We start from the raw sequence: 22,542 nt of genomic DNA, 5'->3' as shown, positions 1-22,542 counted from the left end.
AAGGTTCGCCTGGGCCGGATGTGCAAACGAGGCGATGGCTACGTGCGCAGCCTGATGGTGCAGGGGGCTCACGCGGTATTGAGGCAGCTGCGCCCAGATTCGGAACAGCCCGACGATCGTCGCTTGCAACGCTGGCAGAGTCGGCTGGGACGCAAGGAAGCAGCGGTACGGCTGGCGAATCGCAACCTGCGAATCATCTGGGTACTGCTACAGAATGACCAGACTTATCGCCGCCAACCGGCCGATGGCCGGCCGGCGGCGACAAGTTGTTGATCGACAGCGTTCTGCCACCGGGGCGCAGTGCGCTCCAGCCCCTGCTAGAAAACATTGACCCCAGGTCAGACCGTCGCGGATTGATGCCTGCGCTCCTACCGGCCTTCGAGGCCTGAATGTAATCGGCATACCGTGAGCTCAACCAATGTTGGCCAGAAGCCAAAGATGGCTTCCTCGAATAGGCCTTATACATAGATGCAACCGGGTAGCAGTGTTTGAAAAGCAGGTAGACAGTGGGGGCGAGTCCATACATAGGAGCGAGCCTGCTCGCGAAGAACGATGACGCGGTGCTTCAGTGGTTACTCGGGTTGTTCAACTTCAAGCCCTTGGCATATCCATCCTGTAACCCGCCCCCGGCGCCCCTTCATGCATCGCCGCCTGAATGTCCGCGTACAACGCGTTCGCCTCAGCGGTAGTAATTGATCGCGAGCAATCCCGCAGCACTACACGCAAAAGCACATTTTCCTGGCCCGGCAGCAGCCCGAGTCGTTCAATGGCCTGCGCGGGTAACTCCGAGAACGCCCAACGCCCCTTGACTTGCATCTCTTCGATCCAGTCAGAACAATCACCCGCAGCCAGCAACATCCTTTCGGTCAACACTTGTTCACTTAGCCCCGGCGTCACCGCCAACGAAATGTCACGAGCAATTGACGGCAAACGAGATACCGCACTCCATGGATTCAGATCATGCATCTGCGCCTGCACTGGTATGTTCTGATCGCGCAACAAGCGAATATCCGGGATGCCTTTGCGCAACATCGTCAGGCGATCCAGCCCCATTCCGAGCGCCAGCCCTCCATGACGCTGCGGGTCTATCTTCAAGCGCTCCAGCAAAGACCTCGCAATACGACCGCACTCCAGTACTTCGACCGGAGCACGGTCATTCAACACATTCACTTCAATTCCGCCCTCGGTGTAATGATGCGGACTGTCGCTGTAGACCCACTCTTTCTCAGGAACGGCGGACATGAGGATATCGCCGACCAGACGCAATAGATGTTCATGCGTAGCCAGTTCCGGATCACCCAGCACCCAGATATCCATCTGATGCGGTTCGGCACAATGCCAACGATCCCGACTATCACGACGAAAAGTAATACCCGGCGCCGCCAGCAAGATCGTCTGCCCCGGATGCCGTACCTGAGCGGCTCGCTGAAGCGCAGCCGGAATTTGACTGGTGGTTTGCGTACGTAACAGCGAGCACTCATCGACCCAGCGTGTGTGTTCACTCCCGAGCGTGACCTCTGCCGGGTCGTAGCCGAGCAAACCATAATTTTCTTCAGCAGACACAATCCTCGGCCCTGTCTGCAGATGAGCTTGAGGCCAGCCTTTTTCCGCGAGTCCTTGGAGGATTTCATTCAGCAGTAGCCGGACGGCGTGATCGGGATTGTTTGTTTCGGTTAGATCAACCAGTAGCAGGGCTCGTTTAAGCGCACTGTCCGTAACGGTTTTCCTTAAAGATGTGTCCATACACTTTCTCTCGACAATGGGTCCTTGCCGACAAGGTACACAGCTGTTGGGGGGTTAAGTCGCAGAGCGAGGAAAATCAGAAGGGGCTGACAGCAAGGACTTACATAAGGCCGTGCTGTCTCATAATGCGTTGATGCGTCGGGCTAGGCTCACTTTGGACCGAGGTGATGCCATCGCGAGCAGGCTCACTCCTACAGTTTGACCGAGTTGTCCGGACGGACGCAGTCCAATGTGGGAGTGAGCCTGCTCGCGATGAACGATAACGCGGTGCTTGGGTATTACTTCGGCACCTCAACGTTATCCAGCATCCGGTTCGCCGCCAGTTCCGCCAGCATGATGATCTGCTGGATCGCCATGGCCGTATGCCGATGCGGCCCTTCCAGGTACCCCGCGAAATCGCTGGCCATGACACTGGCCTGGGCCAGTGACTCACAGGTGTGGGCCAAGAGGTCTTCGTCTCGGATATCCGGTGCAAGCATGAACATCGTGCTGGGTTTGCGGGTGGCGGGGGATTTGATGACGCCGGGGTTGAGGTAGTTATCGAGGGCGCGTTCGGCGGCTTCGTGGAGTTTTTTTGAATCGAGGGATTCGTAGGGGGATGCCGGATCTGTGTCTGGCGGGTTTGGAGTAACTTTGCACATATTCATTCGTTCCTTTTTTGGCAGCCACGCCTCGCTACTAATACGAGGGGTGGCGGCTGTACGCAGGTTAGTAGACCGGGGAACGAAGGCAAAGCCGGCGCGTCCGAGGACGCCCTGCGCACAGCCACCATCAAATACAGGTATGGAAATACCTGTCTGACAGACGCTTGTGCAGCCTTCAAATCCTCGGGCTACTAAACCCGATCACTGGGAATCAGTGACGGGAATAAAGTTACCGAGGGCGTCCAAAGCGCACAAGCCGGCGGATTCTGGCGTAGTCGTAGGTAATGGCGCAAGGCGTTGTAGCTTTCAGGAAGTAACCTTAAACACCTTTAAACAGCACTCCGATTTGAGGCCGCCATCGCGAGCAGGCTCACTCCTACAGTTGACCGAGTTGTTCAGGCGAACGCGGTCCAATGTAGGAGTGAGCCTGCTCGCGATGAACGATAACGCGGTCCAACTACCCTCCCCCCGCCAATTCTGGCATCCACAAACAAGCGGATGGCATACGCACAAACAAGCCCCACCCCCACCCCCGCGTAGTATCAAAACCGATCCCCTTTTCTACCCCCCAAAAACAATAAATCGACCTTAGGGTCGCAGGAGACTTCTGTGCTCAAGAAAAGTGCGTTGGGCTGGCCAAAGATTGCCGGCCTCGGAATTGCGTTGGTGGTGGCCGGGCAGTTCTCCGGCTGGAATTTCGGGCTGATGGCCGGCGGTTGGATGAACATGCTGATCGCCACGGTGTTGATGGCGTTGCTATGTGGCGGGCTGGCGTTGTGTGTCGCCGAACTGTCGACGGCATTGCCGAGTGCCGGTGGCGTTTTCGTCTATGCACAAAGCGCGTTCGGGCCGTTTGTGGGTTACCTGGTCGGCGTCGCCTGTGCGTTGGCGCTGACCATCGGCACTGGCGCGGCGGCGACGTTTATTTGCGCCTACACCGAATCGATTTTCGGCCTCGGCGGTTGGCCGGTGAAAATCGCCTTGTTCGCGGTGATTATCGGCATCCACCTTCGTGGTGTCGGTGAGGCCATGGGCCTGACCATGATCGCGGGCGTCATCGCCGTCGTGGCGCTGCTGACCTTTGGCATGGCCATGGCGCCGCATGTCGAACTGGCGAACCTGTTGAAGATGCCGGCGGCATATGCCGGGCCGGCGGTCAGTCTCGGCGGGATTTTTGCCTGTGTGCCCTTTGCCATTTGGCTGTTCATCACCGTGGAACAAACCGGTTCAGCAGCGGAAGAAGCAAATAACCCCGGCCGCACCATGCCACGGGGAATCCTCGCCGCCATCGGCACCTTGCTGGTGACGGCGCTGGTGGTGTTGGTCTGCGCACCGGGCGCGGGTGGTGTCGAGTTGGTCGGTTCGGCGGGGGATCCGCTGTACGCCGCGATGACCAGCACCAACGTCTACGGCGACGCTTCGTGGCTGGCCAAGGTGGTTGGCTGCGGCGCGGTGTTCGGGCTGATCGCCACCTTCTTCTCGCTGATTTACGCCGCTTCTCGCCAGTTGTTCGCCATGGCCCGCGACGGCTTGTTCCCGCAATGGTTGGGCAAGACCGGCAAGCGCGGCACGCCATTCCCGGCCCTGCTGCTGATCGGTGTGATCGGCCTGCCGATGTCCGCCGTCGATCCGGCCACGGTGATGCTCGCGGTCGTGCTGCTGCTCAACGTCTGCTACCTGTTCATTTTCGGCGCGTACCTGCGCATCAAACGCAGCCAGCCTGATCTGCCGCGCCCGTTCCGTCTGGCCGGCGGCACCGTGGTTGCCTGGCTGGGCCTGGCCTTGACGCTGGTGGTGATCGCCGCCTGTTTCCAACTCGACATGATGATGCTGATCGCCCTGGCGGTGACCTTCGTCCTGTGCATTTTCAACTTCCTGCTGCGCGCCCGCAGCGCCAACCTTGAGGTTCCAGACCATGCCTGAAGACACGCTCCTGCAACGCCGCCATCGCGTCCTTGGCAGCGCTTCGCCGTTGTTCTACGACAAGCCGTTGCACCTGGTGCGCGGTGAAGGCGTCTGGCTGTACGACGTCGACGGCCAACGCTACCTCGACGTCTACAACAACGTGCCCTGCGTCGGCCATTGCAACCCGCACGTGGTGGAAGCCATGCACCGCCAGGCGACGACGCTGAACATCCACACCCGCTACCTCGATGAGCAAGTGGTGCGTTATGCCGAACGCCTGACCGCGACCTTCGCCGAGCCGCTCGACACCGCGATGTTCACCTGCACCGGCAGCGAAGCCAATGAGCTGGCGTTGCGCCTGGCGCGGTTTGCCAGCGGCGGCACCGGCATCATCGTCAGCGATTACAACTACCACGGTAACTCGGCGTCGCTGGCCGAAGTCACCACCGCACTGCCGTCGCCGGAGCCGTTCGCCACCCATGCTCGTGCTGTGCCGATTCCGTGCCTGTACCACGCGCCGACAGGCACCAGCGAAGCGCAATTGGCGGAGGAATATGCCGCCAATATCAAAGCCGCCATCGCCTCGATGCAAGCTCAAGGCATACGCCCGGCAGCCTTGCTGATCGACACCTTGTTTGCCAACGAAGGCTTGCCACGGGTGCCGGCCAGTTTCGTCAACAAAGCGGCCGAACTGATTCGTGCTGCGGGCGGTTTGTTCATCGCCGACGAAGTGCAATCCGGGTTCGGCCGCACCGGCGATCACCTGTGGGGCCATCAGGCCCACTTCGTAGTGCCGGACATCGTCACCCTCGGCAAACCGATGGGCAACGGCTATCCACTGGCCGGGCTGATCACCAGCAAAGTATTGGTCGAGGCCTTTGGGCGTAGCGCCATGTACTTCAACACCTTCGGCGGCTCACCGGTCGCGGCAGCGGTCGGCATGGCGGTGCTGGATGTGATTGAAGAGCAACAGCTGCTGCACAACGCGCAATCCGTCGGCGCGTATGTGCAGCAGCGTTTGCAAGTGCTCGCTGGCAAACACTCGATCATTGGCGATGTGCGTGGCAAAGGTCTGTTCTTCGCCATGGAACTGGTGCGCGATCACGCGAGCAAGGAGCCCGCCGGAGCCGAAGCGCGCAAGGTGGTGAACGACATGCGCGACAACGGCGTGCTGATCAGCAAGATCGGCGCGGGCGACAACATTCTCAAACTGCGGCCGCCGCTGGTGTTCAACCGCGACCACGCCGACCTCTTCGTTGACACGCTGGACCGCGCCCTGAGCGCCCTTTGAGGCTTAGTCATGACCGAATTCCACACCCTGAGTCACGACCAGCAAGTCGCCAAACTGCACGACCTCGCCCGCCATGCCCTGCAACACTGGGACGGCGAGTTTGGCGAGATCGAACTGGTGAAATTCCGCGAGAACGCAGTGTTCTCCGCCCGGCGCGAGGACGGCCAGCGCGTCGCCCTGCGCATCCACCGCAACGGCTATCACTGCGAAGCGGCGCTACGTTCCGAGCTGCAATGGATGGAAGCGCTGGCCACGGCCGGCATCACCGTGCCGCAGATTATCCGGGCGAGCAACCACCGGCATTTGGTCGAGGTGCTGCATGCCGACATCGGCGAACCGCGCCATGTCGACATGCTCGCCTGGCTGCCGGGCGCAACGGCGGGCACCTCTGAAGCCGGGGTGCAGGCGGATACTGAAATCGATTTTCTGTTTGCCGAAGCGGGGGCGATTGCCGCACGCATTCACTTGCACGCGGCGGATTGGCAGCAGCCGGACGAGTTTGTGCGGCATGCCTGGGATGAGGACGGTTTGATCGGCGCCAATCCGTTCTGGGGGCGGTTCTGGGAGTTGGAGCAGCTCACCAACGAGCAGCGTGAGCTATTGCAACAGGCACGTCGCCAAGCGCGGGGCGATCTGCGTCGTTACGGTCGGCGCCTTGACAACTTCGGCATGATTCACGCGGACCTGGTACCGGAGAATCTTCTGATTGAAGGACCACAGTTGAGGCTGATCGACTTTGACGATGCCGGTTTTGGCTGGCACATGTTCGAGCTGGCGACGGCGTTGTATTTCTGTCTGGATGATCCGCGGTATGAGCAGATCAAAGTCGCATTGTTGGCCGGTTACGACGCGATTAAACCGCTGACTGAGGCTGATCGTGCAACGCTGCCGCTGTTTCTGATGCTGCGTGGCACCACGTACCTGGGCTGGATTCATACCCGCAAAGGCACGCCGACGGCGATTGAAATGGCGCCGATGTTGATTGAGCGGGCTTGCCATTTAGCCAGGGAATATCTGCAACAGTAATTTGCCTGTTACACCGCCATCGCGGGCAAGCCTTGCTCCTACAGTTGACCGCGTCCATCTGGACAACTCGGTCAACTGTAGGAGCAAGGCTTGCCCGCGATGAACGATAACGCGGTCTACCTGCCAGACTCAGCAAACCGCCGCAGCATGCTCAAGCCGATGAAACAACCGGTTGAAATACACCAGGCTATCTCTCTCTGGGCGCACACCAATCTTCGACAACTCAACAAACATCACCGAATGCGATCCGACTTCCTTGCACTCGGTAATCCGCCCTTCCAGCTGCACCAGTGCATCGCGCAGCAACGGCACGCCGGTGTCGCCTTCGTCCCACAAATCCCAGGCAAAACGTTCGGCCATCGACACTTTGGTCATGCCGGCGAAGTGGCGGGCCAGGTCTTCCTGTTCGCCGCACAGTACGTTGACGCACAGATGGCCGTTGGTGCGGAACACATCGTGGGTCGCGCTGTTACGGTTCACACAGACCAGCACGGTGGGCGGCGAGTCGGTGACCGAGCACACGGCGCTGGCGGTGATGCCGCATTGGCCGCCGGGGCCGTTGGTGGTGATGATGTTCACCGCAGCAGGCAGCTGCGCCATGGCGTTGCGAAAGTCGATTTGCTGCTGGCTCAGGTCGGCCATGTCGGTGCCCCTTCCTTCAGGAGGACCGTCGTTGCGCGGCCCTTGGTTATGGAACAAGACTAAGGCCCGGCGCTGCCCGCAGCCATTCTGACGATCCCCATGATGAGGTGGGCTTTCCGCTAGTCGACTAGGTGGTTTCTTTATCGTCAGGGCGCTTCGCAGTGGGTATCCTGCTTTGAGGCGCCAACATAGGCGCAAGTCCGCCGCAACGTGCACGCGTGCGATAACAATAAATAGAATTTCTCGTGGCAGTCCCTGATGGAAACCCGCAAACCGATTGTTTATATCGTTGATGACGACAAAGACCTGCGAACCTCGCTCGCCTGGCTTCTGGAGTCGGTCAGTGTGCAGGCGCAATGCTTTGCCGGCGCTGAAGAGTTCCTGAGCCAGTACGATCCCAAGCAGCCGGCTTGTCTGGTGCTGGATGTGCGCATGCCGGAAACCAGCGGCTTTCAGTTGCAGGAAATCCTCAACCAGCGCGGCAGCACCCTGCCGACGATTTTCGTCTCTGCCCATGGCGACATTCCGATGTCGGTCACGGCGATGAAGAACGGTGCACTGGATTTCGTCGAGAAGCCGTATAACCCGCAGCAAATGATCGACCGCATTCAGGCGGCGCTGAAGACCGCCGTGCATGCCCAGGCCGATCAGCAGCAACGTCAGAACCTGCAAGGCAAGCTCGCGCTGCTGACCAGCCGGGAACGGGAAGTGTTGATGCTGGTGATCGATGGCAAGGCCAGCAAGGTCATCGCCCGCGAGCTGAACATCAGCGTGAAAACCGTTGATGTGCACCGGACCAAGATCAAGGAAAAGATGGGCGTGAGCAGCATTGCCATGCTTGTGCGCGAGGTGTTGCATTTACCGGTGGATGAGCCTGCTCGGCACTGAGCCTTATTCTTCGGCGGTATTGAGGGCCTCATCGCGAGCAGGCTCACTCCTACAGGGTTTTATGGCGTTCACAAGTTTTGTGTACACCACTGCCCCCTGTAGGAGTGAGCCTGCTCGCGATGAGGCCGTCACATTCAAAATCAATGCGACTGACACTCCGTCTTCGCGAGCAGGCTCGCTCCCACACGCGGTCAGTGGCTGTAGCGCTTGCGGTATTCGCCCGGCGAGACGCCGAAGCGTGATTTGAACGCCGAGGAAAAATAGCTGGAATCCGAGAACCCCCAGGCGTAGCACAGCGCCGAGAGCTTCTGCTCGACATCGGAGCGGCGCAGGTTTTCGGCGCAGAAATCCAGGCGACGATGCTTGATGTATTGCGCCACCACCAGGCCGCGCTTGGAAAACATCCGGTACAGACCGCGCACTGACATTCCCACTTCCCGGGCAATCAGCTCGGGGCACAGTTCTTCGGCGCTGATGTGCTCGTCGATGTAGGCGATGGTTTTGCGAAATTGCCGCTCATGGGCATCCACGCTAGCGTCACGCGCGCTGATCCCCGGCAACAACAGACTGACCAATGCGTCGAGTACGGCTTCGCTTTCCTGCATCTCCAGCCCTTCCTGGCGCTGGGTCTCCAGCACCATGCGGTTGGCCAGCGCGGCCAGCGGTGTGCTGGCCGAAATGCGCGTGGCGCAGTTGACGGCGTTGAAATGCGAACCGCGCTCCACCACCTGACGCGGCAGGATCAGCGACAGCTGCCGGGAATCTTCGTTATAGGTCATGTCGCTGGGACGGCAGGCGTCGATCAGGGCGATGTCGCCACAGCCCAACAGGGCGCGGTTGTCGCCCTGTTCAAGTTGCGAACTGCCGCGCAGTTGGAACACTGCGTAGTAGTGGCCGTCGCTGCTGGTGCTGACGTCTTTGCTGGTGCGATACAGATGCACATGGGCCATGTCGACCACACTGAGGTTGATCGCGCCGTTGCGAAATTCTGTCAGTTCACCGTAAAAATTCGCGTCCAGTGCGCGGGCGTCGAAACGCCCACAGGCCTGATTGACCTGGCTTAACCAACTTTCGAATGCATCGTTGCGCACCGCCGAAGTAGTACTCATGACCGCAGGGCCTCACATCAGTTTTATTGTTATTTTTCGACCGCTTCGCCGAGCAGTTCGATTAATTCCGGGTACGTGACCGTCGCCTCCTTAGACGGTCGTGGGGCGCCGATTTAATCGACTCCCACGCAATGTTTCCAGGGGTTTTGCCGGTTAAAGGTCCAATACCAGACGAGCGGAAAGCGCTCGCGAAACGCAGGCGCAAATTTGCTTGTTGCCGGCCTTCTCTTTGCTCGACAAACAGTTGTCGCGGTGTTCCGGAACCCCGTCTAGCACCTCGACGATGCAGGTGCCGCAGATACCTTCGCGGCACTCGGTGTCGATGTCGCAGCCGTGGGCCTGCAGCACGTCGACCAGGCTGGTATTGGCAGGCACCTGAAGCACCACACCGGAGCTGGACAGTTGCACTTCAAAACCACCGCTAGGGCCGGCATTCGCGGCGGGATCGGCCTGGAAATGCTCCAGGTGAATCGCATCTTCACTACGGCTGCGGGCGGCCACTTCCACCACTTTGTTCATAAACGGCGCGGGGCCGCAGGTGTAGACGTGGGCGGCGCTGCCGGCCTGGTTCAGGCTTTGGGTCAATGCCGCATCCATGTCACCGGGCTCGACGCCGTAATGGAACTGCACATGATCGGCAAAGGTTGTGGCCAACAGCTCGGAAAAGGCCGCGTACTCCGGCGAACGGGCAAAGTAGTGCAGGCGATACGGTTGGCCACTTTCCGCCAGTCGATAGGCCATGCTCAGTAGCGGCGTGACGCCAATGCCGGCGGCGAACAGCACATGTTCGGTGGCGGTCGGGTCGAGGCGGAACAGGTTGCGCGGAGCCCCCATTTCCAGCTCCATGCCCTCTTCCACCTGCTCGTGCAGCGCCAGCGAGCCACCGCGCGACTGCGCTTCTTTCTTCACCGCCACCAGATAGGCGCGGCGATCCTGCGGTGGACTGCACAGCGAATACTGGCGGGTCACCCCGGTCGGCCCGGTCAGGTCGACATGCGCCCCCGGTTCATAACTGTCGAGCGGCTGACCGTCACTGCGCACGAGGCGAAAGGAACGGATATCCAGCGCTTCGTCGACGATCCTTTCGATCCTCACCTTCATCATTGCATCACCTGAAATACGGTTGATTTTGTTTAATAAGCAGCCTGTAGCAGCTGTCGAGCACCGCGAGGCTGCGTTCGGCTTCGAACCTGAACTCACGATCTTCCTGAAACACCACATCGCCTGATTTCACGACTGCTTCGCAGCCGAACGCAGGCTTCGCCAGCTGCTACCTAAGCTGCGTTGAACGCTTTTTTTCAGCGCACGAACAAGTCGAGCACCGCGAGGCTGCGTTCGCTCGTAGCAGCTGTCGAGCCTGCGAGGCTGCGTTCGGTTGCGCAGCAGTCGTAAAACCTGAACACACGATCTTCCTGAAACACCGCATCGCCTGATTTCACCACTGCTTTGCAGCCGAACGCTGCCTCGCGCTGCTCGACAGCTGCTACACGAGCTGCGTTGAACGCTTTTTTCAGCGCATGAACAAGCCGCCGTTGATGTCCCAGCACGCACCCGTTACCGAAGCAGCGTGTTCGGCAATCAGCAGCAATACGCTGTCGGCGATGTACTCCGGGGCGCCGAGGGTGCCGGCCGGGATCATCTTCAAAATCTGCTCCAGTCGCTCCGGGGCCACGGTTTCGCGCACGATCGGCAAGTCCAGCGGACCCGGCGAGATGCTGTTGACCGTCACACCTTGTGGCGCCAGTTCACGGGCGAAGACCTTGGTCAGCGTCGCCACGCCGCCCTTGGCCGCCGCGTAATGCGCGCCAGTGGCAGTGCCGCCGTTCTGGCCGGCGAGCGAGGCGATGTTGACGATGCGACCAAAACCGCGCTCGGCAAAGTGCGCGCCGAACACCTGGCAGGCCACGAACGTGCCGCGCAGGTTTATCGCCATCGACTCGTCGAATTCTTCCGGGGTGATGTCCATCAGCGCGGCCACTTTCGATTGACCGGCGTTGTTCACCAAAATGTCAGTACCGCCCCAACGCTCGGCGAGCAGGTCGCGGGCACGGACAAAATCGGCCTTGTTACGCACATCCAGCTCGATGGCGACGGCAGTCGCGCCGTTGCCATCGAGTTCCGCTGCCAACTGTTGCACGCCATCGAGGCGCACATCGGCCAGGGCCACGCGATAGCCCGCCGCGTGCAAGCGACGGGCGATGCATTTGCCGAGACCGCGCGAAGCGCCGGTCACCAGGGCTACTCGATTCATGGTGTTGGCCCTCACAGCAGGAAGCCGAGCGCGCTCAGGCTGTCGGTTGAGTTAATCAGGCGCACGACTTTGCGTTCCAGCTTTACCACACCGTCGACGAAGCGAATGCGGTGGTTGAGGTCAGCCACGAACGGCGTGTGCACGCCGCGTTTGTAGGCGTACAGCACCTGCGCGGAATTGACTTCAACGAGGTCGCCGGCGGCTTCCACCAGACGGAAACGCGAGACCGTGCGGATGGTTTTTGCCGCGTCCACCGCCGACGGCGAATAGCCGGCGGTCAGGCGCTCGATGCGCAAGTCACGCATACGCGCATCGTCGTAGGCGTAGTTGAGCGTGGCTTCAAAGTCTTCGGTGTCCGGATCGATCGGCACGATGTACTTGCCGCTGTCGCTCCACAAAGTCGCCCATTCGGCGTAGTTCTTGTGGTCGAGCAGTTCGGCTTCGCGCCAGATGAATTCGATGGCCTGGGCCAGCGGGCCGGAAAAACCATTCAGGGTGTCGTGATTGTTCATTGGCTCATCATCCTTTTCCACATGTCATAAGCACCGCGCATGCCGCCTTCGTCGGTGGCGTGGGACACCTTGTCGCCGTTCTCGGCGGTGATTTCGCGATTGAGGCCGCGGTTGACCAGGATTGGTGCATCGACGCCGGCGTACGAGCCGCGCTGCACACGGTCCCAGGCCTCGGCATCATCCGGGCTGCCGAAACCGAACGGGCCCTGGAAGTGTTCGTGAATGCGCATGCGTTCGCGGTTGGCGATTTCCGGGCCGCCGTCCATGCCGAGGGCGACGTGGCGGATCTCGGTTTCGGTGACCGAGACCGGGCGTAGCACGCGGAAGAACGACATCGACATCGCCACGTTCGGGAACAGGTTCAGGTTAAAACCGGCGCCGTGCAGCGAACGCACGATGCGGCGCACTTGATCCGTCGGCAGGGTTTTCGACAGTTCTTCGGTGACGTGGGCGAAGCGCTCCTGCAACTGTTCGGTGCCGTCGTCGTGATCAAGGTCAACGTGTTCCGGCACCATCACCATCACGCTGTGGCCGTTGCCCAGCGAGTGGGTAACCGCTTGTTCGTCGGTCATGAACGAGAGCATTTCCGAGGTTTCTTCATCCACCGACGACATGAACGACTTGTGCACGATCGGGAAGTGATAACCGTCGGTGGTGTTTTCCAGCTGGATCTTCCAGTTGCCCTTGAAGCTGAACTTGTGTTCGCCCTGGGTCTTGATCGGGTAGCCGGCGCCCTGTTTCATGAACAGGTCCATCCAGTGCTTGGCGCCACCGAGGAAATCTTCCAGCGGTTCAATCTCGTCGTTGTAGCTGGCGAAGACCATGCCGGCGTAGCTTTCCACACGCAGGCTGGTGAGCGGCAGTTCGGACTTTTCCAGAATGCCTTCGTAACCGTCCGGGTACGGCAGCGCACGCAGTTTGCCGTCCAGGCCATACGACCAGCTGTGGTACGGGCAGGTGAAACCGGTGGCGTTGCCTTTGTGCTTCTCGCACACGGTGGCGCCACGGTGGCGGCAGCGGTTTTCCAGGACGTTGATGTTGTTCTTCTTGTCGCGAACAACGATCACCGGGCGACGGCCGATGGTGGCGGTTTTGAAGTCGCCGCAATTGCGCACTTCGCTTTCGTGGGCAACCCACACCCAGGTGCGGTAGAAAATCTTGTCCAGCTCGGCTTCGAACAACGCAGGATCGTTGTACAGCGAGACGTCAACGCGGTCGTGACTGACCAGTTCGTCGGGGCTTTTCGATGATGCGATCAGCCGGTATTCATGAGTGCTCATGCGGTTCTCCTCATGGCGTGTTCTTATGATTTCGATTTAGAGCCAGACCGTTCACCGGCCATGCTCTGTTGCAGCTGCGCACCAAAGGCGCAGACCAATTCGTCCTGATCTTTACGGCCGACAATCTGCAGGCCGACCTTCAGCCCGCCGCAATCCAGTTCCACCGGCACCGTCAGTGCCGGATGGCCGCTGAGGTTGAAAGGCCGGACCAGCGGGGTCATGCCGGCCACGGCTTTGCTCGCGCTGCGGGCTTCGACCAGCGTTGGCGGCAGGCTCGGCATCGTCGGCAACAGCAGCACTGCGAACTGTTCGAGCGCGGCGTCCACTTGCTGACTGAAACGCGCACGGACTTTTTCCGCTTGCGCTAGGTCCGCGGCGCTGGTGCGGCTGGCGGCCAGCAGGCGTTGCTCGACATCCGCACCGATCAAGCCTTTGCCGGTGAGGTGGCCGTACGCGGCCCAGTTTTCAAAATTGATCACGGTCAAACCGGCAGCGAACGCCGCTTCGAATTCGCTCAGGTGCAGATTGCTACGGCGCCAGCCGGCGCGGTCGGCGGCAGCGCCGAGGCTCGCTTGCAAATGCGGATCGCAGTCGACTTCGAGGAAGCCGACAGAGGCATTGCTCGACGGCAAACCTTGAACCTGAAAACCAGGGCAAATCACTTGCATCGCGGCGATCAGGTCCGCCATGTCGGCAGCGAACGGCCCGACGCAATCGAGGCTGGACTCCGCCGGATGCGCGCCGACCCGGCTGACGCGGCCGTAAGTCGGTTTCAACCCGGCAATGCCGCAGCACGCCGCCGGCACCCGCACCGAGCCGCCGGTGTCGGTGCCGATGGCGATGTCCGCCAAACCGGCCGCGACCGCTGCGGCCGAACCGCTGGAGGAACCACCCGGAACGCGATCCGGCGCTTGCGGGTTGATCGGTGTGCCGGTCCAGTCGTTGATGCCGGTGACGCCAAACGCCAGTTCGTGCATGTTGGTTTTGCCAACGATCTGCCAGCCCGCGTCGAGGATCGCATCGACGACGTCGGCATTGCGGGCAGCCGGCGCGGCATCGGCAAACGCACGGCTGCCCGAACGGGTCGCATGCCCGGCAATGTCGATGGAGTCTTTGATCGCGACCCGTTTGCCGCTGCCACCGATCAAGAATTCGCTGATAAACGTGCTCATGCGCCCAACCCCGTGTTGAACAAGCGTTGCGTACGCAAATGCGCGATCAGCCAGACGCCGTCGACACAGCGGAAATCGATGTTCAGGCGTGTGCCAAACAATTCGCTGTGGCCATCGGCGTAGGTGGAAATCTGCTGCATGATCCACTGCCCTTGGGCCTTGCTGCCGTCGACCACAATCGACTCGCTGGTGAGGTAATGCAGGTTCAGACGAAAGTGATCCGAGGGCGGCAAATAGCCGCCGACGAACGCCGCCACGGCATCACGCCCATGGTGCTGGCCGAAGGTCTGCGCAGTCTGAGTGCCGACGCCCTCCCAGATCGCATCGACGCAGAACAGTTCAGCCAATTCGCGAACATAGGTCGGCGCCCTCGGCACATCGCACAGGTCCATGTAGCGCGCCATCAAGCGGCGCACCTGGCTCTCCCCTTCCAGCGTTGCAAGACGCTGCAGCAAGGCCTCGTTCATGGTTTAAACCTTGGCTGCGTCAGGAATGGTCAGCGGGCGACCGATGCGCGCTTCGACCTTGGCGTAGCGCCACAGGCTGTATTCGTTGACCGGCGTGGTGCGGAACAGGTTGCAGGCATCGATCACCGATTGGTGGCAGTCAACGTCGGCCATGATGTAGACGGTCCACGGCGAAGTGGTGGACGGGCCGACCATCAAGCGGTCATCGTCCATTGCGCCGAGCACGGTGATACCGGGCATGGCGCCCAGCGAGCCCATCATCTGGCTGAAGCCTTTCCACACGCTCAGGCCTTCGCCGGTCGGCAGGTCGAAAAAGTTCTGGGTGATGCCGATGCAGAAGACGACGCGCAGTGGTTCTTGAGTGGTCTGGGTCATGGGGTTTGATCCTTGAAATAGTGGGTTCAGATGTAGCCAGGGAATGGCGGTACGCCGAGGAACACCGAACCGGCGCCGTCGTACAGGCCTTCACTGAGGAATGCGTGCTGGGTGACCACCAACGAATCGCGCAGGTAACGCTGCAGCGGATGGCGCAGGTAAATCGCGGTGGTGCCGGCGAGGCTGTAAGCGCTCTGCACCACGGCCGCACCGGCCTGGGACACGTGAATCGCGGACAGGCGCAACAGGCTGGTTTGTTCAGGCGTGACCGGGTTGCCAGTAAGAATCGAGTTCCACACCTGCTCGGTCGCGTTGTAGAAGAACCCGCGGGCGGCGGCCAGTTGCGCTTCGGCCTTGGCGATTTCGATACGCACATAAGCGCGGTCGGCCATTTTCGGTGCGCCGGTGATGCCGCTGCCGGCGGCCATGCGACTGACTTCATCAAGCGCAGCGCGGGCCAGACCGAGGTTGACCACGGCCAGCACTTGCGCGGCGTAGGCAATCGACGGGTAGCGGAACAGCGGCTCGTCGATGGTCGCGGCACCGCCACGGATGAAGGTCCAGCGATCTTCGACGTGTTTGTCGGTGACGCGCAGGTCGTGGCTGCCAGTGCCTTTGAGGCCGACCACGTCCCAGTTTTCAATAATGTCGACCTGATTCGCGCGGAACACAGCAGTGCGCGGCTTGCCGCCGGCCGCGCCGATGCCGACACCCAGCAGGTCCGCGCCTTTGCAACCGCTGGCGAATTTCCAGGTGCCGTTGACCTGCCAGCCGCCATCGACTGCTTCAGCAGGTTGCAACGGGAACAGGCCGCCGGCAAACACCAGATCCGGGCTGTCGGCGTAGATTTCAGCCAGGGTTTCTGGCGGCAATGCAGCGAGATAAACGCCGGCGCTGCCGAAGCTCGCAACCCAACCGGCGGAACCGTCGGCTTCGGAGATGCGTTCGATCATCTGCAAGAAAAGCGCTGGCGCCAGCGCATCACCGCCGAAGCATTTCGGCGTGGCGGCGCGGTAGATGCCCACCTGTTTGAAGCGTTCGATCATGTCCCGTGGTACGTGGGAACCGGCGTCGAATTCATCGCGACGTTGGCGCACTTCATCCAGCATCCGCTGAAATTCCTGACGGTGGACGCTGGTGTCGTCGACGCCTGGCAGAGGGTCTTTCTGCGCGGTAGCTGAACGCAGCATGGGCTTGATCTCCGTTGACTTGTTATTAGACGGAGCCTGCCTCGGGGCGTGGCGACCGTTGATGGGTCCAGTGTAAAAACCGCATCCGCTCGCCACTATTGGTGCGTGTAGCCCCCCGACTAAAGAAAACCCCTAGCCCGCCCCCGGTTACCTCTGAGCGCATCGCCGGGCGCAAGCCGGTATAAAACGCCATACTTCGACTTCACCCGTAGTCGACCCCTTCTGCCGCCAAGGGCTGCGCGATGTATCTGCCAAAACCGAACGATTTCTATGCACTGATCGAAGCCATGCCGTTGTGCATCATTCTTCACGATGCCCATAGCAAGGAGATTCTGTGGGCCAACGCCGCGGCCCTGGCGGCGCTGGGCTTTACCCTGGAAGAACTGACGCCGCTCAAAGCCCCGGACATGACCCGCAATGCGCCGCAGTACCGGCGCTCGGTCGGCCTGCGTTGGCTGGAAGGCGCGGCACGAACCGGTCAGCGCGCCATAGAGTGGTGTTATCGCTCCAAGCAAGGCGTGGAAATCCTTTCCGAAGCGGTGGCGACGCTGGTGCACCTGGACGGTCGCGATGTGTTGATGGTGCAGTTCCGCGACATCTCCAAGGAAGACAAGGTCAAACGTGACCTCAAGCGTTTTGAAAGCCGCCTCAAAGCCTTTATGCAGGATTTGGCCGAAGGCGTTGCGGTGCTCGGACCACAAGGCGATATCCGCTTTATCAGCGACTCCGCCGTGCAACTGCTCAACAGCGAAGATCAGCCGCTGATTGGCGAAAACTTCCTCGACTGGTGCGACGAGACTTCACGCCAGCGCCTGCTGCAGCAGTTGTCCTGCGAGCAGCCGGAACACACGCCGTTCAGCGTTCACTATCACTTGCAGCGGCGAGACGGTGAATGGCGCTGGCACCACGCGACGTGCCGCTATATCGAAATTGAAGACGACCTGGTCGGCTACTTGCTGCTGTTTCGCGATGTCACCGAACAAGTGCGCGCCGAAGAAGCGCGACGGGTCAGCGAACAAAAACTGGAATACCTGGCGCGCTACAACGCCATGGGCGAAATGGCCGTGGCGATTGCCCATGAACTGAGTCAGCCGCTGGCCGCCACGCGTAATTTCATCGAAGGCGCGGTGATTCGCCTGGGCAAGGATCAAGGCAACGATCAAGGCGTGGCCTGGGGTTTGCAGAACGCGGTGCGGCAAATCGAGCACGCGTCAGTGATCATCAAAAGCGTGCGTGAGTACGTGGTCAAGCTGGAGCAATCCGCAGAGGTGATCGACCTCAATGAGCTACTGCGCGAAACCCAATACTTCATCAGCCTGCGTGCCGATCCGAGCCTTATAAAAGTCGAAATCGTCACCAGCCCTGAACCGCTGCTGATCAGTTGCGAGAAAGTGTTGATCGGCCAAGTCATCCTCAACCTGGCCTTTAATGCCATCGAAGAGATGTGTGATTTGCCGCTGGATCGACGCGTTCTGCGTATTCACGCGAGCCGTGGTGATCAGGTTGCTTTGGTACGGGTTGAAGATCGCGGACGCGGGATTCAGGCGCTGGAGCAAGACAAACTGTTTGACGGTTTTTTCTCGTCCAAGGTCAGCGGTAATGGCATTGGCCTGGCGCTGTGCAAAAACATCATCGGCCGCCATCGCGGGGATATCTGGGCGCAAAACCTGGAGCCTTGTGGTGCTGTATTTACCTTCTCTCTTCCACTCGCAAAGCCCGTCTGAAGCTCGAAGTTCCCCCGATCCTTTGGACAAAACAAACGTGTTTAACGGTGCGTGTTTAAAGACACTCAGTGTTACGTCCCGAAGGCTACAAAACCTTGCGCCGTTGCCTACGGCTAAGCCAGAATCCGCCGGCTTGTGCGTCGATGGTCCGGGTTTTATCGTTTCCGTGTCGCTGAATAACAGCGATCGGGTTTGGTAGCCCGTATTCCACATGACGCATAGCGTCACCTTTTACAGATGCTTTTTCGGCATTCGTTTTTATGGTGGCCATGCGCAGGGCGTCCTCGGGCGCGCCGGATTTTCCATGTGGGCCGGTCTACCAACCTTCGTATGGCCACCACCTTTCGTTTGGTAGCGAGGGTGATGGCTCCGATAATCCCATATGGAGTTTCATCAATGTTTAAGGTAACGCCCAATCCACCAGACGCCGAATCGCCAGACGCTGATCCGGCCTCCCCATACGAATCCATCGATTCAAAAAAACTCCACGACGCCGCCGAGCGCGCGCTCAACTTCTACCTCAACCCGGCGGCGCTCATGAACAATACCCCTCGTAAACCCAGCACCATCTATATGATTGCCCCAGACGTCGACCATGAAACCTTGCTGGTTCAAACATGTGAGAACCTGGCGTCGGCCAGTGTCATGGCCAGCAACGTGGCGGCGTTGGTAGAGGGCACTCATCGCAGTACCGTGCTGGCGCTGCAGCAGGTCATCATGCTGGGGGAGCTGGCGGTGAATCGAATGCTGGATAACTTCGTTCCACCAAGGTAATCCGCGCGACACGTTGGCGGTGGAGCTTGCTCCTTCGTCAACGGTTGATCGTTAAATTTTTCTCCTCCAAGGTCAGCGGCAACGGCATTGGCCTGACGCTGTGCAAAAACATCATCGGCCGCCATCGCGGGGATATCTGGGTGCAAAACCTGGAGCCTTGTGGTGCTGTTTTTACCTTCTCTCTTCCTCTCGCAAATCCTATCTAAAAGCCACCCACAGACCTGTAGCAGCTGCCGAAGGCTGCGTCCGGCTGCGCAGCAGTCGTAAAACCAGAGTTCTCGGTGTGTCAGGAAGCCCGCGTATGCAGGGTTTACGACTGCTGCGCAGCCGGACGCAGCCTTCGGCAGCTGCTACAGAAGCGCGTTCGCCCAAGTCATTTGAATCGCTTTTGGCGTGTTCCCCACGACTGGCACAGACACACAAACACTTGGCAGCCACAGCAATTCTCGGCGTTTCCCGGCGAGGCAGAATCGAATTGTAAGAATCTGCCCAAGCACCCGCGATCTGCGTGAATAACAATTCAGGGAGTTCCCCTAATGCGAACCAACAGGATCAACGTACAGTCAGCGCTAGGTCTGAGCCTGCTTGTACTCGGCTTGACCAGCGCCCGTGCGGACCTGCCGGCTGACACCATCGGCCAGACCGTTTTGGCCTTTCCGCCGGAAGTCCACCGGGCGTTTATCGTCGACGTCGAATTCGAAAGCTTCGTGGCGGGCCGCGTCACCGTGGTCGACCCCGACAAAAAACGCATCCTCGGCATGGTACCGACCGGTTTTGCCGCACCATCAACGCTCAGCCGCGATAAAAAGACCCTCTACAGCGCCGACATTTTCTACTCGCGCGGCACTCGCGGCACGGTTACCGATGTGCTGACCGCGTGGGACACCTCTACTCTGGCGCCGGCCTGGGAAGTAGTCATTCCACCCAAGCGCGCCGAGTCGCTGACCCAACGCTACGGCTTGAATACCAGTGGCGATGACCGTTTCGTCTACGTCTACAACTTCACGCCATCGACCTCGGTGACCGTGGTCGACACGCAAGCCAAGTCCGTCGCCGCCGAACTGGCGATTCCGGGTTGCGTGCTCAACTACCCGATCGGCAACCGCCGCTTCGCCTCGCTGTGTGGCGATGGCAGCTTGCAGGTGATCACGCTGAACGATCAGGGCCAGGAAGCCGCGCGCAGCCGCACGCCGTTCTTCGACCCGAACGCCGAAAAGCTCGTTGAGCGCGCGGTGAACGTTGGCGATACGTACTACTTCACCACCACCACCGGCACCGTTCGCCCGGTGGATTTTTCTGGCGACGCGCCGAAGATCCTGCCGTCGTGGTCGTTGACCACCGATGAAGAAAAGAAAGCCGGCTGGGCGCCGGGTGGCTGGCAGCTGATGGCCGTGGCGCCGAAGCTCGATCGCTTGTACGTGCTGATGCACGACGGGCATGAACCGTTGAAGTGGGAAGACCCGAGCCCGCTGATTTGGGCGTATGACCTCAAGACCCACAAAAAAGTGGCGACACTGGAAGCGCCGGCGCCGGTGTGGAGCCTGCAAGCGACGGGCGACGACAAGCCGCTGTTGCTGGGCGCCGACGTCGAAGGCGGCTTGCAGATTTTCGATCTCAAGACCAACAAGCTCACCGGCAGCATGCCAAAAGTCGCCAAAACCGCGACTCAGGTCATGAGCTACTAAACGAGGTTCGGCCATGCAACTAGATCCGATCTTCATCATTGCCAGCGCCCTCACCATTGCGGTGTTGCTGGCCAGTGCCGCGACGCACAAGGTGCGCGCGCCGGCACATTTTGCCAGGCAATTGGCGGACTACCAACTGTTGCCCGATGCGTTGGTGCGCCCGGTCGCTCGCGTGACTCCAGTGGTAGAGCTGGTGATCGCGTTCGCGCTGCTGGTGCCGGTCAGCCGGTATTGGGCAGCGTTGACGGCCGCCAGCCTGATCGCGCTGTACGCCGCCGCCATTGGCATCAACCTGTGGCGCGGTCGCCGCGACATCGACTGCGGCTGTGCCGGCCCGGACCAGGCGCAACCGTTGCGCCCGATCCTGTTGCTGCGCAACAGCGTGCTAGTGGGCGTGGCGCTGTTGGCCAGCGTGCTGCCGATGGCCCGCGACCTGGGTTTTTTTGATGGCTTCGTCACCGTTGCCGCCAGCGCCGTAGCGCTGCTTCTGTACGCCGCAGCCGATGGCTTGCTGGCGAACTCCCCTCTTCTGCTCAAACTGATTGGTAGGTGATCAATGGAAGGCTTAATTGTTTCCAACGTTTTGCTCTGGGTTCTGCTCGCGGCCGTGGCGTTTGTCGTCATGGGCCTGGTTCGTCAGATTGGTGTTTTACATGGCCGCCTGGCCCCGGCCGGGGCATTGATGGTCGACAAAGGCGTGTCGGTCAACGAAGCCGCGCCGCAAGTCACCGCGTCCGACCGTAAGGGCCGTCCGGTGAACTTCGGTTATGCCGGGGAAAAGAACCAGCTGCTGTTCTTCCTCTCGCCGACTTGCCCGATCTGCAAATCGCTGTTGCCGGCGATCAAATCCATCGCCAAGGAACAGGCGGATCGTCTGGACGTGGTGTTCATCAGCGACGGCGACATGGACGCCCAACGAGCGCTGATCCGCGAACACAAACTGGAAGACGCGACCTACGTGGTCGGGCCGGAAGTCGGCATGACCTATCAGATCGGCAAGCTGCCTTACGCCGCGCTGATCGACAAAACCGGCACCCTGCGCGCCAAAGGCCTGGTCAATTCCCGCGAGCACCTGGACAGCCTGTTCGAAGTCGAACACCTGAAAAGCGCCACGCTGCAGGAATACCTCAACAGCCAGCCGCATGCACACGACCACAGCCACGGCCATAGCCATTGATTGAGGCAGGGAGATTTTTATGAAACTGCTGGATATTTTGTTCGAGCGCTCGACCCGTCGAGTGGCCGACACCACCTCACGCCGCAAACTGCTGTCGCGCATGGGTTCCTTGATGGTCGCCGGTGCCGCACTGCCGCTGCTGTTGCCACTGGACCGCACCAGCAAAGCCCTGGCTGCCGACAACCCAAAAGCCGGTGACCCGGGTGATCCGAACAGCTGCGACTACTGGCGTTATTGCTCCATCGACGGTTTTCTGTGCAGCTGCTGCGGTGGTTCCGTGACGTCCTGCCCACCGGGCACCGAAGCCTCGCAAGTCACCTGGATCGGCACCTGCCGCAACCCGGCCGATGGCAAGGACTACATCATTTCCTATAACGACTGCTGCGGTAAGCAGAGCTGCGCCCAGTGCGCCTGCACCCGTAACGACAGTGAAGAACCGGCTTATCGCCCGTTCAACAACAACGATGTGAACTGGTGCCTGGCCGCCAAATCGCACATCTATCACTGCACCGTTTCGATCATCCGTGGCGTCGCCGTTTAACGCGCATTGCCGCCGGTTGCTCACGCAATCGGCGGATTTTTTTGTGCCCCAACAATCTCTATGACTATTGGCGAAACCTGTAGGAGTGAGCCTGCTCGCGATAGCGGAGTGTCAGTCGACAGTTGTGTTGCCTGATACACCGCTAT

The 22,542-nt window shown here is 60.3% G+C and carries 23 protein-coding genes and 2 pseudogenes; 12 read left to right on the top strand and 13 right to left on the bottom strand.

The features are described 5' to 3' along the window. Window positions 1–273, top strand: a pseudogene (locus AC1DWM_RS28610) (IS110 family transposase); the annotation flags it as partial. Between the two features lie 318 nt (window positions 274–591). Here AC1DWM_RS28610 and srmL read toward each other — a convergent pair. Together srmL and AC1DWM_RS28600 are read right to left on the bottom strand one after the other, a co-directional pair. Beyond that, the gene (srmL, locus tag AC1DWM_RS28605; RefSeq protein ID WP_223521497.1) at window positions 592–1,743 is read right to left on the bottom strand and encodes a PheS-related mystery ligase SrmL; all 1,152 of its coding nucleotides are present in this window, start codon (window positions 1,741–1,743) and stop codon (window positions 592–594) included. Window positions 1,744–2,021: 278 nt separating this feature from the next. Then, window positions 2,022–2,384: a DUF6124 family protein gene (locus tag AC1DWM_RS28600; protein WP_477796730.1), complete on the bottom strand. Its 363-nt coding sequence runs from the start codon at window positions 2,382–2,384 to the stop codon at window positions 2,022–2,024. Window positions 2,385–2,996: 612 nt separating this feature from the next. Between AC1DWM_RS28600 and AC1DWM_RS28595 the strand changes: the two genes are divergently transcribed. Genes AC1DWM_RS28595 through AC1DWM_RS28585 form a run of 3 tightly spaced genes read left to right on the top strand, consistent with a single transcriptional unit; the run spans window position 2,997 to window position 6,609 of the window. Next, complete coding sequence (locus AC1DWM_RS28595) at window positions 2,997–4,310, top strand: amino acid permease (protein ID WP_477796729.1); 1,314 nt, start codon at window positions 2,997–2,999, stop codon at window positions 4,308–4,310. Continuing rightward, window positions 4,303–5,583: an aspartate aminotransferase family protein gene (locus tag AC1DWM_RS28590; protein ID WP_477796728.1), complete on the top strand. Its 1,281-nt coding sequence runs from the start codon at window positions 4,303–4,305 to the stop codon at window positions 5,581–5,583. Before AC1DWM_RS28595 ends, AC1DWM_RS28590 begins: the two co-directional genes overlap by 8 nt. Window positions 5,584–5,592: 9 nt before the next feature. Further along, window positions 5,593–6,609, top strand: coding sequence for a phosphotransferase enzyme family protein (locus tag AC1DWM_RS28585; RefSeq protein ID WP_477796727.1), 1,017 nt, complete (start codon window positions 5,593–5,595; stop codon window positions 6,607–6,609). A 129-nt stretch (window positions 6,610–6,738) separates the two neighbouring features. Here the strand turns inward: AC1DWM_RS28585 and hpaC are convergent, their stop codons facing one another. Next, complete coding sequence (gene hpaC / locus AC1DWM_RS28580; RefSeq protein ID WP_477796726.1) at window positions 6,739–7,251, bottom strand: 4-hydroxyphenylacetate 3-monooxygenase, reductase component; 513 nt, start codon at window positions 7,249–7,251, stop codon at window positions 6,739–6,741. 258 nt (window positions 7,252–7,509) lie between these two features. On the opposite strand from hpaC, the gene AC1DWM_RS28575 reads away from it, so the two are divergent. Next, the gene (locus AC1DWM_RS28575) at window positions 7,510–8,139 is read left to right on the top strand and encodes a response regulator transcription factor (protein WP_007945336.1); all 630 of its coding nucleotides are present in this window, start codon (window positions 7,510–7,512) and stop codon (window positions 8,137–8,139) included. Window positions 8,140–8,330: 191 nt separating this feature from the next. On the opposite strand, the gene feaR is transcribed toward AC1DWM_RS28575, so the two are convergent. From feaR to AC1DWM_RS28530, 9 genes are all read right to left on the bottom strand, one after another. After that, window positions 8,331–9,248 (bottom strand): transcriptional regulator FeaR, encoded by a 918-nt coding sequence (feaR, locus tag AC1DWM_RS28570; RefSeq protein ID WP_223519595.1) that lies wholly within the window; start codon window positions 9,246–9,248, stop codon window positions 8,331–8,333. A gap of 153 nt (window positions 9,249–9,401) precedes the next feature. After that, window positions 9,402–10,352: a PDR/VanB family oxidoreductase gene (locus AC1DWM_RS28565; RefSeq protein ID WP_223519593.1), complete on the bottom strand. Its 951-nt coding sequence runs from the start codon at window positions 10,350–10,352 to the stop codon at window positions 9,402–9,404. Window positions 10,353–10,758: 406 nt separating this feature from the next. Further along, window positions 10,759–11,499 (bottom strand): SDR family NAD(P)-dependent oxidoreductase, encoded by a 741-nt coding sequence (locus tag AC1DWM_RS28560; RefSeq protein WP_223519591.1) that lies wholly within the window; start codon window positions 11,497–11,499, stop codon window positions 10,759–10,761. 11 nt (window positions 11,500–11,510) lie between these two features. Continuing rightward, entirely contained in the window at window positions 11,511–12,011 is a 501-nt protein-coding gene (locus tag AC1DWM_RS28555; RefSeq protein WP_477796725.1) for an aromatic-ring-hydroxylating dioxygenase subunit beta, read from the bottom strand. Continuing rightward, window positions 12,008–13,291: an aromatic ring-hydroxylating oxygenase subunit alpha gene (locus AC1DWM_RS28550; protein WP_477796724.1), complete on the bottom strand. Its 1,284-nt coding sequence runs from the start codon at window positions 13,289–13,291 to the stop codon at window positions 12,008–12,010. Before AC1DWM_RS28550 ends, AC1DWM_RS28555 begins: the two co-directional genes overlap by 4 nt. Window positions 13,292–13,314: 23 nt before the next feature. Beyond that, on the bottom strand, window positions 13,315–14,463 hold the full coding sequence (locus tag AC1DWM_RS28545; RefSeq protein WP_223519585.1) for an amidase: 1,149 nt from the start codon (window positions 14,461–14,463) through the stop codon (window positions 13,315–13,317). Further along, on the bottom strand, window positions 14,460–14,930 hold the full coding sequence (locus AC1DWM_RS28540) for a nuclear transport factor 2 family protein (RefSeq protein ID WP_223519583.1): 471 nt from the start codon (window positions 14,928–14,930) through the stop codon (window positions 14,460–14,462). Before AC1DWM_RS28540 ends, AC1DWM_RS28545 begins: the two co-directional genes overlap by 4 nt. Window positions 14,931–14,933: 3 nt before the next feature. Continuing rightward, window positions 14,934–15,305, bottom strand: a complete 372-nt coding sequence (locus AC1DWM_RS28535; RefSeq protein WP_007945348.1) for a hypothetical protein — start codon at window positions 15,303–15,305, stop codon at window positions 14,934–14,936. Between the two features lie 26 nt (window positions 15,306–15,331). Next, window positions 15,332–16,495, bottom strand: coding sequence for an acyl-CoA dehydrogenase family protein (locus AC1DWM_RS28530; RefSeq protein ID WP_477796723.1), 1,164 nt, complete (start codon window positions 16,493–16,495; stop codon window positions 15,332–15,334). A 242-nt stretch (window positions 16,496–16,737) separates the two neighbouring features. On the opposite strand from AC1DWM_RS28530, the gene AC1DWM_RS28525 reads away from it, so the two are divergent. Further along, window positions 16,738–18,219, top strand: coding sequence for a sensor histidine kinase (locus tag AC1DWM_RS28525; RefSeq protein ID WP_477796722.1), 1,482 nt, complete (start codon window positions 16,738–16,740; stop codon window positions 18,217–18,219). Window positions 18,220–18,304: 85 nt separating this feature from the next. Here AC1DWM_RS28525 and AC1DWM_RS28520 read toward each other — a convergent pair whose 3' ends face one another. Beyond that, window positions 18,305–18,490 (bottom strand): hypothetical protein, encoded by a 186-nt coding sequence (locus AC1DWM_RS28520; protein WP_223519578.1) that lies wholly within the window; start codon window positions 18,488–18,490, stop codon window positions 18,305–18,307. A gap of 125 nt (window positions 18,491–18,615) precedes the next feature. Here AC1DWM_RS28520 and AC1DWM_RS28515 point away from each other — a divergent pair, with 125 nt between their 5' ends. The 6 genes and pseudogenes from AC1DWM_RS28515 (at window position 18,616) to AC1DWM_RS28490 (ending at window position 22,396) form a co-directional block, all read left to right on the top strand. Beyond that, window positions 18,616–18,993, top strand: a complete 378-nt coding sequence (locus AC1DWM_RS28515; protein ID WP_223519576.1) for a DUF6124 family protein — start codon at window positions 18,616–18,618, stop codon at window positions 18,991–18,993. 50 nt (window positions 18,994–19,043) lie between these two features. Beyond that, window positions 19,044–19,199 (top strand): annotated as a pseudogene (locus AC1DWM_RS28510) (ATP-binding protein); the annotation flags it as partial. A 330-nt stretch (window positions 19,200–19,529) separates the two neighbouring features. Continuing rightward, complete coding sequence (locus AC1DWM_RS28505; RefSeq protein WP_223519574.1) at window positions 19,530–20,678, top strand: amine dehydrogenase large subunit; 1,149 nt, start codon at window positions 19,530–19,532, stop codon at window positions 20,676–20,678. A 13-nt stretch (window positions 20,679–20,691) separates the two neighbouring features. Further along, complete coding sequence (locus tag AC1DWM_RS28500; protein WP_223519572.1) at window positions 20,692–21,231, top strand: MauE/DoxX family redox-associated membrane protein; 540 nt, start codon at window positions 20,692–20,694, stop codon at window positions 21,229–21,231. Window positions 21,232–21,234: 3 nt separating this feature from the next. Further along, a complete protein-coding gene (gene mauD / locus AC1DWM_RS28495; protein WP_477796721.1) occupies window positions 21,235–21,855 on the top strand; it encodes a methylamine dehydrogenase accessory protein MauD in 621 nt (206 codons plus the stop codon). Window positions 21,856–21,874: 19 nt separating this feature from the next. Further along, window positions 21,875–22,396 (top strand): methylamine dehydrogenase light chain, encoded by a 522-nt coding sequence (locus AC1DWM_RS28490; RefSeq protein WP_223519568.1) that lies wholly within the window; start codon window positions 21,875–21,877, stop codon window positions 22,394–22,396. Window positions 22,397–22,542: the final 146 nt, after the last annotated feature.

The sequence above is a fragment of the Pseudomonas sp. P4_C8 genome (assembly GCF_056401975.1).
This window is presented reverse-complemented; position numbering and strand designations above follow the sequence as displayed.